Here is a 17363-nt window from a genome sequence, read left to right on the forward strand (position 1 = left end):
AAATCTAGCACTGAGGTTATTTATAATAAACTTAATAAAGCTTGTACTGGGTGCTTTAGTGTTTCGCCCTCAATACGTTTAACTTGGCTACGACAGGAATATCCAGTTGCTAAGCATTGAGCACGTTCTCGTTTAGCAATTTCAGCTTCCCAACTTAAGCTATAAATTGCTTTTGAATCAGCTAGTTTACCTGCATCGTGGCCGTAAGTACCAGCCATACCACAACATCCAACTGCAACTTCTGATAATGAACCGCCAAAATGTTTAAAAATCGTCACCCAATCATTGCCCGCCATTGGCTCTGCAGTTTTTTCAGTACAATGTCCTAATAAGTAAAAGTCTGCATTACTAGCAGGTTTAACATTCCCCTTCAAACGTGGTTTTAACCATTCTTGAAACAGTTGAACATTAAATTCACCACGCTCATTACCTAGCGCTTTTTTATATTCGTCACGGTAACAAAGCACCATTGCAGGGTCAGTACCAACCATAGGGATAGACAGCTCAGCCATTTGATTCAAAAATGCGGCCGAGTCTTTAGCTGTTTTAGCGAATTGACCCAAAAAGCCTTTAATATGCTGCGCTTTACCATTTGGTTTAAAAGGCAGTAATACTGGCTTATAACCAAGCTTTTTGACCGTGAGTATTAAATCACGAACCACATCGGCATCATAATAAGTAGTGAACGGGTCCTGTACTATTAACACATAGTTTTCACGCTCAGTTGCACTTAATGCCTGTAATTTAGTTAAATCAAACTCAGTAATATCATGTTGATTTAATGTAGATTTTAGAGTCGGTGTAGAGAGTTGTGGAATATCTACCATACCCACTACTTTCTCCGTTAAAGTCGAAGTGACTTTTAACCCAGTGAAGAAGTTAAAAAATCTCGGCATAGTGCCCATTATCGGCGCGTATAGCTCAACATAAGCGACTAGGTAGTCTTTAACAGGACGTAAATAGCGATCGTGATACAAGTGAATGAAGCGTGACCTGAACGTCGGGACATCCACCTGTATAGGACACTGGGACGTACATGCTTTACATGCTAAACAACCTTGCATTGCCTCCATCACTTCATGTGAGAAATCATATTCGCCGTTACGTTTAGCTAAGGTATTTTTAAACTTAGTGAAAATACTGGCATTTTTACCCGCATAAAGGTCACTTTCTAATGCTAATACATCAATGTCATTATTCGCTAATTGACGTAACCATTCACGCATTAGACCAGCACGGCCTTTAGGTGAATGTACACGATCTTTAGTGACTTTAACCGAGGGGCACATTGGCGATTTTGTATCGTAGTTAAAACACAATCCATTACCATTACAATCAAGTGCTTGCGAATAACTTTCTCGTACTTCAATCGGGATTTGACGGTCGAATGTGCCTCGTTTAACCGCGTCAACACTCACTAACTGTTCAGTTGAATTTAAAGGGGTACAAATTTTACCTGGATTAACTCTATTATTTGGATCAAAAGCAGCTTTAATTTTTCGCAGCTCATTAAATAACACTTCACCAAAAAATTCAGGGCCGTATTCACTTCTAAACCCTTTACCATGCTCACCCCACATCAGGCCCTTATATTTAGCCGTTAATGCCACCACTTTATCTGAAATTTCACGCATCAGCTTTTCTTGTTCAGGATCACAAAGATCTAAGGCTGGGCGAACATGCAATACACCAGCATCAACATGACCAAACATGCCATAATGTAATCCATTGTCATCTAACAATTGGCGAAATTCATTGATATAAGGCGCTAAATTTTCTGGAGGAACACAAGTATCCTCAGCGAATGGAATGGGTTTAGCACGAGTATCTGCTTTACCTAATAACCCAACCGCTTTTTTACGCATACCGTAAATTTTATTAATATCTGCTAAATCACTACAAATTTGATAACCAATAACACCCGCTTCTTTATTGCTAATTAAACCGTCCAGCATCACGATAAGCGCATCAATTTTTTGTTGTTGTATGGTTTGATCCGATTCAGCAAATTCAACAATATTAATACCATCTAATACTTGTCCTGGCACATCGGTAATGAGGTCTTTTACGCTATGCCATACAATATCTTGTTTTGCCAAATTTAAAACTTTTGAATCAACTGTTTCTACAGATAATGCATCCGCTTTAACTAAAAAAGGCGCATTTTGTAATGCAGATTGAAAACTATCATATTTAATATTGAATAACGTACGATAAGTAGGAATAGGTTGTACATGTAATGTTGCTTCAGTAATAAAAGCTAAAGAGCCTTCCGCTCCACATAAAATACGCGTTAAATCCACAGTGCCAGATTCATGGTCATAAACATGCTTTAAATCATAACCGGTTAGAAAACGATTTAACTTAGGGAAAGTGTTTTCAATATTGTCCTGCTGAGATTCACAAGTTTCGATAACCTGACGATAAATCGCACCTATTGAGTCTTCTCGTTCGACTTGCTCTATCAAATCAACCGCGGCCAAAGGTTTACTTTTTAATAAACTACCGTCAATAAGGACCGAAGTTAATGCTAAAACATGGTCACTGGTTTTACCGTAAGCCAAAGACCCTTGTCCCGATGCGTCATTACTGATCATACCGCCAATCGTTGCACGATTACTCGTTGAGAGCTCTGGGGAGAAGAATAAACCATGCGGTTTTAAATAATCATTTAATTGATCCTTCACAACGCCAGTTTGTACTCGAACCCAACCTCCTTTAGGATTGATCTCAAGGATGTTATTCATATGCTTAGATAAATCTAAAACAATATCATTAGTCAGAGACTGACCGTTAGTTCCCGTACCACCACCGCGCGGTGAAAAGCGTATATCTGCAAATTCGGATTGTTGGGCAAGTTGGCAAAGGGTAATAATATCTTGCGTCGACTTAGGGTAAATAACTGCCTGCGGAAGGCATTGATAAACACTGTTATCCGTTGCAACAGCTAAGCGGCTAGCATAACTTTTTGCAATTTCACCTGCATAATCACTTTCGCTTAATGCTTTGATAAACGCAAAAGTATCCTGCTTGATATTCTCTTGATGGTTTAAATTTGGGATCATGTGTAAAACGCTCTAATCTATTAATGATATACGGGGGATAAAAAATAGCTTCAGATAATAGCATAAATAACCGTAAAACAGATGATAAAATAGGAGTTTTACTATTAAAATTATTGCCTATTTATGGGGCTGGGAGTGGTGTTGATATTCGCTAGATTAATCATTTATGCTAAATTCAGTGCATTAAAATAACTAAGTCAGAGGCTTAGATTAGAGCCTCTGGAAAGGTTCTATTATTAAACACCTCGAATTTATATTAAGGTGCTTAATAAAAAACAATAAATAAAAAGTTCCAAAGCTTAAACCCTAAAACAATTTAAAAAGCGTAGTTAGTTAACTTTTCCTGTGGAAAAAATTTAGGTTCTTCTGGCTCAGGAACCGGCGTAGTTGGTTGAACTGGCGCAACGGGCGTTGCAATAACCACGGGAGCAATAGGCTGATAGGTTTCATTCTTTTCACTCAAACAAGCAAAAACTAAGGTTGTTTTGGTATCATTACCAAAAAATCCGGTGTATTCATTGAGATGTTTAACTTCCATATTAAGCTTTTTCTCTAAACAATAAGCGTTTGCTTGTGCCAGAATAGAGGCTAATAAATCATCTTCTTCACTTGAAAAAGTCGCAGGCTGTTTGCTTATAACATAACTGTCTTCCCCTGCCTCAATAGGACCAATAGAAACCGATGAACAGCCCGCTAAATACAACATACTGAACATTAAAATCAATGCTTTACTGACCATAATCACGTCTCTCACTTAAATAATACTAATGTAGGTTAAATACCTAAAATTAACGCGCATTATACGTACTTTTAAAGCAGATTCCACGCGTCAAAAAAAAATTATCAATATTCAATGACAAATATTAAATAACTTTGACATTTTTACTCTTACAAATGCGCGCAGCTTATTTGGTTAGATATTTGATATCGATTCCGCTAAATAGTAGCTCAATCTTGCTGATTAAAATGCATCTTTTCTGCGTTAGATATTTTGCAAAGAGAACAACTTTTTACGCATGACTACTTTAAATTGGCTCATTTTTCCTGTGCAATAATTATTCGCAGTCTTAATGGGGTAGGGATAACTTACATTAACGATATTTAAGCCCCAAAAAATATGAGTCTTAAAACGAAAAAAGCCAATACCTCGCACAAGATATTGGCTTTTATTTCATTGGCTTGCAATTACAGCTTCAAGCCAAAGCAAGTCAAGAAACGTTAACTAATCTTTTAATAAAAGAGTACTGATTGTTTCAATTCCGTGCCCTTTGCCACCAACAGACCATAGGCCGTTTGCAGCCAATTGGTAACTACCAGACAGATCAAAGTGAACCCAGTTCTGCTCAGGTTTTTCAACAAACTTAGCAAGGAATGCAGCTGCGGTAGAAGCGCCTGCCATGCTTTCTCCGCCACTATGAATATTGGCAATATCAGCAAATGCAGAACTAATTTGTTGCAAGTGGAAAGGGGCTAGTGGTAGACGCCATAATTTTTCATTGCTATCTTTTGCAGCTTCTAATGCAGACTCAGTGAACTCATCGTCCATACTTAGAATACAGTTATAATCACGCCCAACAGCCGCTTTAGCCGCACCTGTTAACGTTGCTGCATCGATGATCAGCTTTGCACCATCTTCTTGTGCGGCAATTAAACCATCGGCCAACACTAAACGCCCTTCTGCATCAGTATTTAACACTTCAACGCTAACACCATTTTTATAATTAATTACATCACCTAGTTTAAAGGCTGTGCCACTCACCATATTTTCTGCACAGCATAAATACAATTTAACGCGCTTTTGTAAACCATTGGCAGCTGCTAATGCTAAAGCACCAGTGACTGTTGCTGCGCCGCCCATATCACTTTTCATGGCAGCCATAGATGCACTTGGTTTTAAACTGTAACCACCAGAATCAAAAGTGATCCCTTTACCCACTAACGCAAAATCAACGGGCGCATCTTGATCTCCACTTGGATTGTAATCCAGTTGCAACATGCATGGCATATTAGTACTGCCTTTACCTACCTCATAAATACCAACATAACCATCGGCATTGAGTTGTTCACCAAAAATCAGTTTGTATTTTAAAGGCACTTTATCAGCACAAACTTGTTCTAATAATAGACACGCTTTTTCACACAACACTTCAGGAGTAACTAATGCAGGCCCTAGATTGATAGTTTCTCTAACCCATTCGCTGATTAATTTTTTGTTTTTTAGCGCACTAATTGCTTCATCATCTAATTCAGGAAATTCAACGTTAGCGCCTGTTTTTGCATTATAGAAACCTTGGCAAAATGCCCAACACAAATCAGAATTCCACTGCTCTCCAGTTAATTTTATATTGGGTAATGACATATTATCTAATTTACGCGCTGCACTTTGTACCTGTGATAAAACATCATTGATATAATCAATATGTATCGTCGCTTGTTGCTGATCAAAAGATAAAAGAGCGCTCTCCCCCCAAATTGGATGCGCTTTTTGATCAGATAAATTAACTAAAAATGGCTGGCTCATAAGATTCCTTAATTGGCAAAAACGCGAGCCTAGGCTCGCGTTTATTAATTGATTACATTAATCATTTTCATCAATCCAACAAAGTTGAATTGCTTCTAAAATACGTTCACTACAATGTTCAGGGTCATCATCAAATTCCTCTAAAGCTAATACCCAATCACGTAAATCTGTAAAGCGTATTGCTAGCGGATCTTGCTCTGGATATTTATCAATTAACGCTAATGCAATATCTAAAGAGTCTATCCATTTTAAGTTCATTTCAGCGCTCCTAAAAATAATACGACAACAAAAATTTAATCATTAACTTTAGTTTAATTTATTAGATAAAAATTAATGCCCTTCCGACACGATATTAACCGTATACTTTGGAATTTCAACTACTAAGTCTTCGCCATGTAAACACGCTTGACAACCTAAGCGAGACTCAGGCTCAAGGCCCCATGCTTTATCTAGCATATCATCTTCTAATTCATCACTTTCTTCTAATGAATCAAAGCCTTCACGTACAATGACATGACAAGTTGTACAAGCACATGATTTTTCACAGGCATGTTCAATATGAATTTTATTCTTTAAAGCCACATCTAAAATGGTTTCGCCATCCTTTGCTTCAACAACCAAACCATCTGGACACAACTCTGCATGCGGTAAAAATATAACTTTTGGCATCTTAAAACCTTTCTAATTTATTGAATTTAGCTTAAATTTCGTCAACGGTATGACCCGTTAAAGCAGCTTTGATTGATACATCCATACGGCGCTCTGCATAGTGGTCCGTTAATTTATCGATTGCTTTAATAGCTTCTTTAATCGCATCGATATCATCGCCATCAGAGAGAGTAATTAATGCATCAATTGCTATCGTTATTTGTTCATACTCTTGCTCATTAAGTAATTGCTCGCCATCTTTTTTCATTGCCGCTTGTAAATTTTCAACGACGCGTTTAGCTTCAACCTGTTGCTCAACTAACATACGGGCTTGAATATCTTTTTCCGCAAATGTCATTGAATCGGACAACATCGTCATTACCTGCTCATCGCTTAAGCCGTAAGTTGGTTTGACTTCAATATAAGCCTGAACACCCGATGATATTTCCATCGCAGTCACACTTAATAACCCATCAGCATCCACTTGGAACGTAACACGAATATGTGCTGCACCCGCGGCCATTGGCGGAATATCAGTTAATACAAATTTAGCTAAAGAACGACAATCACTGACTAATTCTCGTTCACCCTGTAATACGTGGATCATCATAGCCGTTTGGCCATCTTTAAAAGTAGTAAATTCCTGTGCACGCGCTACGGGTATAGTCGTATTACGAGGGATCACTTTTTCGACGAGTCCTCCCATCGTTTCTAATCCCAAGGATAGCGGTAAAACATCAAGTAATAACATTTCAGAATCAGGTTTGTTACCCACTAAAATATCAGCTTGAATAGCCGCACCAATGGCCACTACTTTATCCGGATCAATACTGGTTAATAATGTTCTACCAAAGAACTCAGAAACAGCTGAACGTACTAATGGTACTCGGGTTGAACCGCCCACCATGACCACTTCAACCACGTCTTCAAGTACAACATTGGCATCTTTTAATGCACGTTTACACGCACGTACTGTTTTCTTAACTAATTTAGCAATTAAGGTTTCAAAAACATCTTTACTTAACGTGCCAGTCCAACCAGCTTGTTGCAATGCAATGTCAACTTGATCTGCATCGGAAAGTGCTTGTTTAGCTGCGCGAGAAACTTTTGATAACTCCTGCTGTACCTGAGGAGAAACTTTACCTTCAATCCCCGCTTGTACTTGGATCCATTTTGCAATTTCAGCATCAAAATCATCGCCGCCTAATGCAGAGTCTCCACCCGTAGCTAATACTTCAAAAACACCTTTATGTAAGTGTAAAACTGAAATATCAAAGGTACCGCCACCTAGGTCATAGACAGCAATCAGACCTTCTTTACCTGAGTCTAACCCGTAGGCAATAGCGGCAGCAGTGGGTTCATTTAACAAACGTAATACATGTAAACCGGCTAAACGAGCGGCATCTTTTGTACCTTGACGTTGTGCATCGTCAAAATAAGCAGGTACTGTGATAACCACCCCACTCAAGTCACCTTGTAAAGATTCTGTTGCACGTTGTGCCAACACTTTAAGTATTTCAGAAGAAGCTTGTACTGCATTGATAGGGCCGCATATGGTATTGATTTGTGCTAAGCCACTTTCATGAGCAGAAAATTCATAGGGAAGATGTGTTTGATCTAGGTCAGCCAAAGACTTACCCATTAAGCGTTTTGCTGACACTAAGGTATTAAGAGGATCACTTACCGATTTTTCTAAAGCGCTTTTACCAACTAAAACTTGCGGCGTATTTTCTGCAGATAAAGCATAGTTAACGACTGATGGCAGCATATCTTGCTGCTCAATATCCTCAAGCGTTGTTGCTTCACCGCTGCGCACGGTAGCGACTAATGAATTGGTGGTACCTAAATCAATACCCGCTGCGAGTTTATGTTGATGGGGTGCTGCTGATTGACCAGGTTCTGCAATTTGAAGTAATGCCATGCGTTGATAATCCTATTATTTTTCGAGTATTACTAATCGAATAATTTTTCTTCTAATAACTCAAGCTCAACTTGAAGTTTTAGCATGAATTTTAATTTGCGGATAAGGTTTGCCGTAGTTTCTAATTGTTCTGCTTGTAATGCAGTTTCAATTTCTGCTTCTAAACCTTTAACTAAAGCAGAGATATCTTGATTGAACTCTTCTATTGCTTGTTCATCATCTTCGGTGAAGTTAGCAACTTTTTCTCGCCACTCCATTTGTTGAATTAAGAAACCAGTATCCTGAAGGGTACGCTGTTCTAATTCAATATCTAACCCACTCAATTTCAGTATGTACTGAGCACGCAAGCAACTGTCTTTTAAGGTTTGAAAAGCATCATTAATTTCTGTGCTTTTTTGCATAGCTTGCAGGCGCGTGCGATCATCTTGCATGGTGAATTTATCTGGATGGAATTGTTTTTGTAAGTCACGGTAAGTTTGAGATAACCGAGTTTGATCGACAGAAAATTCAACAGGTAGAGAAAATAAATCAAAATAGTCCAAAACGATTTCCTAACTTGATAATAATAAAACAATAAAGTCCGACCATACTAGTGTATTAGTCAGACTTCAATAATATCGAGACTTGCGTTTTTTATACGCTAAAGCTTTCACCACAACCACATTCACCATTGGTATTAGGATTGTTAAATTCAAAACCTTCGTTAAGACCTTCTTTAACAAAATCTAACTCAGTACCATCTAAATAAAGTAAGCTTTTTTTATCAACAATAATATTGACACCTTGGTCGGTGAACATTTCATCATCGTCGTTTAGAACATCTACAAACTCAAGTACATAAGCCATTCCAGAGCAGCCTGAAGTTTTAACACCGATCCGTAAGCCTAGGCCTTTACCACGGTTTTTTAAAAAATTTGATACATGCTTTGCAGCAGGTTCTGTCAGTGTAATAGCCAAAATCGACTCCGTTTATTTAATTCATAAACACGCTAATTGATAGCACAACACTATCACTTAGCTATGTTTTTTAAGCATTTTTACTTTTGTAATCTTCAATTGCCGCTTTAATTGCATCTTCTGCAAGAATAGAACAATGAATTTTTACAGGAGGTAAAGCAAGCTCTGCAGAGATTTCAGTGTTAGAAATTTTTCCAGCTTCTTCTAATGATTTACCTTTCACCCATTCAGTGACTAATGAGCTAGAAGCAATTGCACTACCACAACCATAAGTTTTAAACTTAGCGTCTTCGATGATACCGTTGGCATCAATTTTAAGTTGTAACTTCATTACGTCACCACAAGCTGGTGCGCCAACCATACCCGTTGCAACGCTTTTATCATCTTTATCAAATGAACCAACGTTACGTGGATTTTCATAATGGTCGATTACTTTTTCGCTATAAGCCATGATTGTATTCCTTATATTCTTTTAATAGTGTTTACGTCGGTATTGATTAATGATGAGACCATTCAATACTGTTTATGTCGATACCTTCTTTGTACATATCCCATAACGGCGACATATCACGTAAACGGCCGATGTTTTCACGGATAATTTTAATAGCGTAATCAATCTCAGCTTCAGTAGTGAAACGGCCAATACTAAAACGGATTGAACTATGTGCTAATTCGTCATCGCGACCAATTGCACGTAAAACATATGAAGGCTCTAAACTCGCAGAAGTACACGCACTACCAGAAGAAACAGCTAAGTCTTTCAGTGCCATTACTAATGACTCACCTTCAACATAGTTAAAGCTGATATTAATATTGCCTGCAACACGATTTTCCAACGAACCGTTCACATACACTTCTTCCATATCATTAACGCCATTTAATAGACGATTACGTAATGCTAGAACACGTTCGTTTTCGCTTGCCATCTCTTCTTTTGCGATTCGGAATGCTTCACCCATTGCTACAATTTGATGCGTTGCTAATGTACCACTGCGCATACCACGCTCGTGCCCACCACCATGCATTTGTGCTTCTAAACGAATACGCGGTTTACGGCTAACATATAATGCACCGATACCTTTAGGACCGTAAATTTTATGACCAGAGAAAGAGATTAAATCCACTTTCATTTTTTGTACGTCAATTTCAATTTTACCGGCACTTTGTGCTGCATCCACGTGTAAAATAGTCTTATTGGCACGACATAATTCACCATATGCTGCAATGTCTTGAATAACACCAATTTCGTTATTCACATGCATCAAGCTTACTAATACCGTGTCGTCACGTAATGCTTCTTTTAATTGTTCAGGTGTTACGATGCCATCTTCTTTTGGGTCAAGGTAAGTAACTTCAAAACCTTCACGCTCTAATTGACGACAAGTATCTAAAACGGCTTTATGCTCAGTTTTAGCGGTAATAATATGTTTACCTTTTTTCTGGTAAAAATGTGCAGCACCTTTAATTGCAAGGTTATTTGATTCAGTAGCGCCTGATGTGAAAACTATTTCACGAGAATCTGCATTTAATAAGTCGGCAATTTGCTCACGAGCAATATCAACGGCTTCTTCAGCCTGCCAACCAAAACGGTGAGAACGTGACGCTGGGTTACCAAAGTCGCCATCTACTGATAAATACTGCACCATTTTTTCAACAACACGAGGATCAACGGGGGTAGTTGCTGAATAATCAAGATAAATCGGTAATTTCATTTTTTTCTCCACTGCCCTTATTTAGAGATAATATTAAGCAGTTCGTTATTAGTAAATTTATTATTTTGTTGTTCAGAAACATGCTGTACATGTTCACTAGCCATTAATTCATCTAATGTTATGCCGTCTAAAAATGAACTAATTCTGGTACTTAATTGTTCCCATAAAGAATGCGTCAAGCACTGTACGCCATCTTCTTGACAACCACCTTTACCTGAGCATTTACGCACATCAACGCTTTCATTTACGGCATCAATAATCATTGACACTGAAATCTCTGACTTGCTTTTGCCCAACTTATAACCGCCACCGGGGCCGCGCACACTACTTACCAGCTCTTTTTGCCTAAGCTTTGAAAATAATTGCTCCAGATAAGAAAGCGATATTCCTTGGCGCTCAGAGATCTCAGCAAGGGGCACTGGGCCATTGTGCTCTTTTATTGCAACATCTAGCATCGCAGTGACCGCATAACGGCCTTTTGAAGTTAATTTCATAGTAGAGTTCGCTATAATAAGTGTTTTACAACCATATCGGTTAAAACGAATGACTTAATGCACTTAGTATAAATACCTGACAATTTTAGTCAAGTAAAAAGCCCTACACTTTAGTAGGTTTTATTTTTTGTTGATGCTTGCATCTTTTAGCACATCTTTTTCTGCACTTTCTATGGATTTTTGCATGCTACTAAAAATACCTCTAAGCATTCTTAACTCATTGATTTCAGGACGGGCACGATTCAAAAAACGACGTAACTTATCCATCACCAAGCCTGGATGAGCGGGTACGATAAAGCCGATTTGAAACAATGTTTTTTGTAAGTGTTCCAGCATACCTTCGAAGTCAGCAGCTCTTGGGTACTCCTCGACAACCTCAGGAAATGCTTCTGAGGCTAAAAATGCCATTCGTACTTCATAGCTTAATGTTTGAACGGCCATTGCTAAGTTGAGTGAGCTATAGTCTGGATTTGCAGGAATAAACACATGAAAATGACACTTCTGAAGTTCATCATTGGTTAAACCACTATTTTCACGACCAAACACTAATGCCACTTTGTGTTTCTTCCCTTCGCTCGCCACTTTAACACCCATTTCTCTTGGGTCTAACATAGGCCAATCAAGGGTTCTAGGGCGAGCACTTGCACCAACGACCAATCCACAATCTTCGATACCTTGATCGAGTGTTTTATAGACTTTATGATTTTTTAATACATCGCTGGCACCAGCTGAAAGAGCAACCGATTTACCATCGATTTCACATTCAGGATCGATCAACACTAAATCAGTCAAGCCCATTGTTTTCATTGCTCTAGCAGCGCTGCCAATGTTGCCAGGGTGAGAGGTACCAATTAATATAATGCGAACGTTGTCTAGCATCGTTTTTCCTTCGTGAAGAGTAAATTTTTGAGCGCAAAGTTTAGCACTGTTTGTATAACAACTAAACCACTGTAATTGGCCATTTTAAACTAAAACTCCATTTAATAGATGAATTTTCAAGCAATTAAAATATTGCACAATTATGTGACCTGTGTATAATTTCGCGCCGAAGGAATCTCCCTTCATGTTCTTTTAAAATCTAATGGTGATCCTATGCATCCAATGTTAAATATTGCGATTCGTGCTGCGCGTAATGCGGGTAAAGTAATTGTAAAAGGTTATGAAAATTTAGAGTCTGTTGAAGTTGAAGAAAAATCACTTAACGACTATGTAAGCAGCGTTGATAAAGAAGCTGAATTAGCAATTATTGGTACATTACGTAAATCATACCCAGACCACAGTATCATTGCTGAAGAGTCAGGTATTGATAACGGTGCAGACACCGATCACCAATGGATTATTGACCCACTAGATGGGACATCAAACTTCATTCACGGTATTCCTCATTTTGCCGTTTCAATTGCATTAAAAATCAAAGGTCGTACTGAAGTCGGCGTTGTTTTTGATCCTATCCGCAATGAATTATTCTCAGCAGCTCGTGGCCAAAGCGCACAAATCAATGGTTACCGTACACGTACTAGCACAGTGCCAAAATTAACCGGTACTTTGTTAGCAACAGGTTTCCCGTTCAAACAAAAATACAACATAGAAACGTACTTAAACATCTTCCAAGATTTCTTTAAGGATGTTGCTGATATGCGTCGTGGCGGTAGTGCTGCACTTGACCTAGCTTACGTTGCTGCTGGTCGTATGGACGGTTTCTGGGAATTTGGTTTAAAACCTTGGGATATCGCGGCTGGCGAATTATTATTAAAAGAATCTGGCGCTATGATGACTGACTTTAACGGTGGCAATGATTACTTTAAATCAGGTGATGTTGTTGCAGCTAATCCAAAACTTTTAAAAGAAATGTTAACGGTTATTCGTAAGCATAACGCTTAATCAATCGTCTTTCATTTGTTATAAAAAACAAAAAAGAACAACCATTAGATTAAAAAAGCCAGAACAAATTGTTCTGGCTTTTTGCATTAAAAAGACGCCAATCCGATAGCGTTCATTTATTGACGCAATGTTAACGTAATACTTACCACAGCATGGTCAGTGCTTTCTCCATCGATATCAAAACTTGGATTAATTAAATGTTTGTCCGTATTAATATAATCACTTACTTCGAAATAACTGGATTGATCTGCAGCATCAAACTCACTGGATAATAAAATATAATCTAACACTGAACTACCTTGCCCAAAATAATGGGTGGCGGCACGTGTTAACAGTACTTTAGTATCAGCTGAATGATTGTCTTTATATAAGTCCCAGGCATCTCGTAACGTATAAAACTTGACTAGCTTTTGCTGCGTTTGGTCATTATTAAAAAGTAAATTCGGGGTTACTAAGTGCGCTAAAATACCATCGCTTAATGGGTTATTAAAGTCTCCCATCAATATCATCGCATTACCCTTTTTTGCACGTCTCTCTAACATTTTCATCATTAATAATGTTGCTTCACTACCACGTTGAATAGAGGACGCCCACCCTCCTGCAACTTGTGCTTTAAACTGCTCAAGCACATTACCTTCTAATGAGGTTAATTTATCTACTTGTGCCTGCCAAGATGCTCGTTTTGATTTAAAATGCACCACATAACAATCACTGTCACCTATATGAGGCAATTCAACGGTAGCTCTTAACACTTTGCGACTAAAACTAAAGTCGGCTGTTAATCCTAATTTCAGAGCAAGTTCAGTATCGACAGCAACGGTAGAAATAACTTTAATTGGAAATTTACTGGCTAAAGCAACCACAGGATCACGATAGATAAAATCATCTATCACAGTCGGTTGATCAATCACAGCAAAGTATTGGTAGCCCGCCTCTTTTACTAACGCCTGCAACGACTCGACACTAAAAACTTCCTGAAAGCCAATCACATCTGGCTCATGTGTTGTTAAATAGGTTGTTATCCATTGTTGCTTTTTTTGCCACTGCTGTGCGGAATAAATACGGTCAAAATCATAGAAAGCATCAGGTGGTGCTAAATAATTGAAGAGATTAAAGGTCGCCACTTTAATCTTTGTATATGCCACTTCATTACTTACCTTGGAATTAGGTAGCAGTGAGCAGGCTTCACTTATACTAGGTATTGGTACAGAGTTATTTGACACAAAATCCTCATTATTAATAATCATTGGCAGCAGTATCGCACAATGTGAATAACTTTTACGATAATTGCTATAAATAACCTCTGCGCAGAAGAAGTTTTGAACTTAGTGAATAAGGCAGAAACTGGAACAATGAGTGCGCAACCAGAGTCAAAAATTAAGCCCTATATAAATGGGTATAAGTACCAATATAAAAGGCTATAAGTCATCAATATAATTAACAACTGCATGACAAATAGTAAGTGAATGACAATTTGGAAACATTGCGCGTAAAAATAAGCCTTATAAAGATATCGGACTAATACGACACAAAAAACCTATTAGATGCAACTATTTACAAAAAACTGCTCATTAATCGCACAAGTTTAGCACTAATAAATAATCAAATGATGATCATATCGGCTTAACCCATTACACTATGCTTTATTCAATCAATACCACTTCCCTAAAGAGGATATGTTTAATGAAATTATTTTTAAAGATAGCAGCAGCTTTGATTGTGCTTTTATTATTAATCGTCATTATTGTTGTCACTTTCATTGACCCTAATGATTACAAACAGCAGATTCAAGATCAAGTTAAGAAGTCAGTAAATAGAGATTTGGTCATCGCAGGCGATTTAAGTTGGAGTTTATACCCTCTATTAGGTTTCCAAAGTGGTCAAATTACCCTATTCAATAGCCCAGAGTTTAAAGAAAAGACACTATTAAACGTCAAAGAAACTGCAATTTCTATCAGCGTATTACCTTTATTAAAAGGAAAATTAGAAGTTGGCGAAATTATCTTAGATGGTGTCGAATTTAACTTAATCACCAATAAAGATGGTTTATCAAATCTAGATAACTTACAACCTGAAGAAGCAACACAAACTGTTAACGCACCAGAAGAAGAAATATCGACAGAAGAGCCTAGCGAATCATCAGCTCCCTTAGATCTGTCGCAATTTGTACTGTCTGGCTTGAATATCACTAATGCGCAATTAAAGGTGATCGACCACCAAAAAAGTGAAACACAGGAAGTTGACATTAATAGCATGACACTGAGCGAGTTTGCTTTTGATCAAACAGCTCATTTCAGCTTAAACAGCACCCTAAAAAATGCACAAGTTGAAGCAGATATATCATTAGAAACAGATCTATTTGTGGATGCCGCATTAAGTGTTGTTGAACTCACTAACTTAACCATTGAAAGTGACGTACTTGCAGACGCATTATCAGGTAGCGCCTTAAATACCAAATTTAAAAGTGGTTTAAAATACCAAGTTGGCAACAAGCAATTAGATATCAAAGCTATCACCATTAATAATCAATTTTCAGGGTCATTCTTGGAAGGCGATATTTATATCAACAGTAGTGATATTAATATTAAAGACCTTAGCCAACTCACTCTGGGCAAACTGATCATGACCAGCAGTTTAACCGGCAGCAGTCTAGAAAATAATAAGTTAGAAACTAACTTACAAACAAATCTGGCAGCTGATATCAATAAAAAAACAGCGACGATAGATAAGTTTGAACTTAAAAATAAAATCACAGGTGAGCAAATACAGGGCAATGTGAACCTTTCATTTAAACAAATGAATGTCAGTAATTTTGAGAAAATCATAATTAATCAATTCAAAATGATCAGTGAATTGAATGCCCCAAGCATCAGTAAAGAAAAAATCAACAGTACTATTAGCAGTGAAATCAACTACGATCTTGCCAAGCAAAAACTTAACCTTAATAAGCTGCAAACAACAGTTAATGATATAGAGTTAGGCGGAGAATTAAGCTTCATCCAACAAGCGGTGCCTGTTATCCGTTATAACTTGAAAGGTAATGTATGGGACTTAAATCCCTATTTGGCTTCAAGTACAACAACAGAGTCTGGTAACACAGGTGAAAAAGCACCAACCACAGAAAAAGAAGTTGAGCCTGACTTAAGCAGTCTAAAAACCTTGGATATTAAAGGTGATTTAAGTATTGCTGGCGTACTTTATCAAGATATAAAAATCGGTAAAATCACCAATAACTTAACCGTAAAAGATGGCAGAGCAACGCTTAAACCGTTAACTGCAAAACTCTATGATGGTTCATTAAATATTGATGCTTGGGTTGATGAAAGCGGTGGTAAAAACACATACAAAGCCACAACCAGTATTAGCAATATAACATTAATACAACTATTGAAAGATGCAGCCAAGGTAGATCTATTAAGTGGTAATGCAAGTATGAACTTAGTCGCTAGTGGGCAAGGTTTAACAGCAAGCAAAATTCAACAAGGTATAGTTGCCAAAGGTGACTTTAAAATACTCGATGGAGAATTATATGGGATTAACCTTTCTCACGAAATACGTGTTTTAAAAGCAAAAATACAAGGTAAAACAATTGCACCGGATAAACTGGTTAAGAAAACAGATTTTGCTTCATTATTAGGTGACTTTACCTTAGAAAAAGGTATTGCTAATAATCAAAAACTGACCATGTTATCTCCTGTTATTCGTTTAGATGGTACCGGCATTGCCAATACTATTGAGCAAACGATCGACTATAAATTAGGTGTGACACCATTATCGAAAACAGATGAAAGTACCAGTTATGTGGATCTAAATGGCATCTCTATACCATTGCGTATCAAAGGGACTTTCGCAAAACCAACCTTTGCTTTAGATACTGAAGGCGCATTAAAAGCGCAAATAGACGCAACTAAAAAAGCGGTAAAAGATAAAGCAGAACAAGTCATCAAAGATAAAGCAAAAGACATTCTTTCAGGTAAAAAAATATCCAAGGGTGACTTAAAAGAAGAAGCAAAAGATTTAGAGAAAACATTAAAAGGTTTATTTAACTAACTTTGTTTATGACCATCTATTGGTCACCTTCAAGCCTTAATAAAAATAGCTGATACAGAAAACTGTCTCAGCTATTTTTTTGCCTTTTTCCTGCCATATTTAGTTCAAAAAAAT

At 37.6% G+C, this 17363-nt stretch carries 15 protein-coding genes; 2 read left to right on the forward strand and 13 right to left on the reverse strand.

Annotated features, from left to right (window positions below; genetic code table 11):
* Positions 1-20 precede the first annotated feature (20 nt).
* The 12 genes from ydiJ to trmJ all read right to left on the reverse strand — a co-directional run bounded on the left by ydiJ (position 21) and on the right by trmJ (position 12197).
* Positions 21-3065 carry a D-2-hydroxyglutarate dehydrogenase YdiJ gene (gene ydiJ, locus MT391_RS12485; protein WP_499498318.1) on the reverse strand — a complete coding sequence of 1015 codons (3045 nt, stop codon included), beginning with the start codon at positions 3063-3065 and terminating at the stop codon, positions 21-23.
* A 316-nt stretch (positions 3066-3381) separates the two neighbouring features.
* On the reverse strand, positions 3382-3804 hold the full coding sequence (locus MT391_RS12490; RefSeq protein ID WP_499498319.1) for a hypothetical protein: 423 nt from the start codon (positions 3802-3804) through the stop codon (positions 3382-3384).
* 483 nt (positions 3805-4287) lie between these two features.
* Complete coding sequence (gene pepB / locus MT391_RS12495) at positions 4288-5586, reverse strand: aminopeptidase PepB (RefSeq protein WP_499498321.1); 1299 nt, start codon at positions 5584-5586, stop codon at positions 4288-4290.
* A 57-nt stretch (positions 5587-5643) separates the two neighbouring features.
* Complete coding sequence (gene iscX, locus MT391_RS12500) at positions 5644-5844, reverse strand: Fe-S cluster assembly protein IscX (protein WP_166370605.1); 201 nt, start codon at positions 5842-5844, stop codon at positions 5644-5646.
* 72 nt (positions 5845-5916) lie between these two features.
* The gene (fdx, locus tag MT391_RS12505; protein ID WP_166370607.1) at positions 5917-6255 is read right to left on the reverse strand and encodes an ISC system 2Fe-2S type ferredoxin; all 339 of its coding nucleotides are present in this window, start codon (positions 6253-6255) and stop codon (positions 5917-5919) included.
* A 31-nt stretch (positions 6256-6286) separates the two neighbouring features.
* On the reverse strand, positions 6287-8155 hold the full coding sequence (gene hscA / locus MT391_RS12510; RefSeq protein WP_499498323.1) for a Fe-S protein assembly chaperone HscA: 1869 nt from the start codon (positions 8153-8155) through the stop codon (positions 6287-6289).
* 32 nt (positions 8156-8187) lie between these two features.
* The gene (gene hscB / locus MT391_RS12515) at positions 8188-8697 is read right to left on the reverse strand and encodes a co-chaperone HscB (RefSeq protein WP_499498324.1); all 510 of its coding nucleotides are present in this window, start codon (positions 8695-8697) and stop codon (positions 8188-8190) included.
* A 91-nt stretch (positions 8698-8788) separates the two neighbouring features.
* Positions 8789-9112, reverse strand: coding sequence for an iron-sulfur cluster assembly protein IscA (gene iscA / locus MT391_RS12520; RefSeq protein WP_166370613.1), 324 nt, complete (start codon positions 9110-9112; stop codon positions 8789-8791).
* Positions 9113-9182: 70 nt separating this feature from the next.
* Entirely contained in the window at positions 9183-9563 is a 381-nt protein-coding gene (gene iscU, locus MT391_RS12525; RefSeq protein WP_028868609.1) for a Fe-S cluster assembly scaffold IscU, read from the reverse strand.
* A gap of 46 nt (positions 9564-9609) precedes the next feature.
* Complete coding sequence (locus MT391_RS12530) at positions 9610-10824, reverse strand: IscS subfamily cysteine desulfurase (protein WP_166370615.1); 1215 nt, start codon at positions 10822-10824, stop codon at positions 9610-9612.
* A 17-nt stretch (positions 10825-10841) separates the two neighbouring features.
* Positions 10842-11318, reverse strand: a complete 477-nt coding sequence (iscR, locus tag MT391_RS12535) for a Fe-S cluster assembly transcriptional regulator IscR (RefSeq protein ID WP_028868611.1) — start codon at positions 11316-11318, stop codon at positions 10842-10844.
* Between the two features lie 120 nt (positions 11319-11438).
* Positions 11439-12197, reverse strand: a complete 759-nt coding sequence (gene trmJ, locus MT391_RS12540) for a tRNA (cytosine(32)/uridine(32)-2'-O)-methyltransferase TrmJ (protein ID WP_499498326.1) — start codon at positions 12195-12197, stop codon at positions 11439-11441.
* Between the two features lie 213 nt (positions 12198-12410).
* On the opposite strand from trmJ, the gene suhB reads away from it, so the two are divergent.
* The gene (gene suhB / locus MT391_RS12545; RefSeq protein ID WP_299665491.1) at positions 12411-13199 is read left to right on the forward strand and encodes an inositol-1-monophosphatase; all 789 of its coding nucleotides are present in this window, start codon (positions 12411-12413) and stop codon (positions 13197-13199) included.
* Positions 13200-13315: 116 nt separating this feature from the next.
* Here the strand turns inward: suhB and MT391_RS12550 are convergent, their stop codons facing one another.
* Positions 13316-14422, reverse strand: coding sequence for an endonuclease/exonuclease/phosphatase family protein (locus tag MT391_RS12550; protein ID WP_499498328.1), 1107 nt, complete (start codon positions 14420-14422; stop codon positions 13316-13318).
* A 460-nt stretch (positions 14423-14882) separates the two neighbouring features.
* Here MT391_RS12550 and MT391_RS12555 point away from each other — a divergent pair, with 460 nt between their 5' ends.
* On the forward strand, positions 14883-17249 hold the full coding sequence (locus tag MT391_RS12555; protein WP_499498329.1) for an AsmA family protein: 2367 nt from the start codon (positions 14883-14885) through the stop codon (positions 17247-17249).
* The last annotated feature ends 114 nt before the right edge of the window (positions 17250-17363 follow it).

It is taken from the genome of Vibrio sp. 1-Bac 57 (assembly GCF_037546855.1).
GTDB lineage: Bacteria > Pseudomonadota > Gammaproteobacteria > Enterobacterales > Psychromonadaceae > Psychromonas.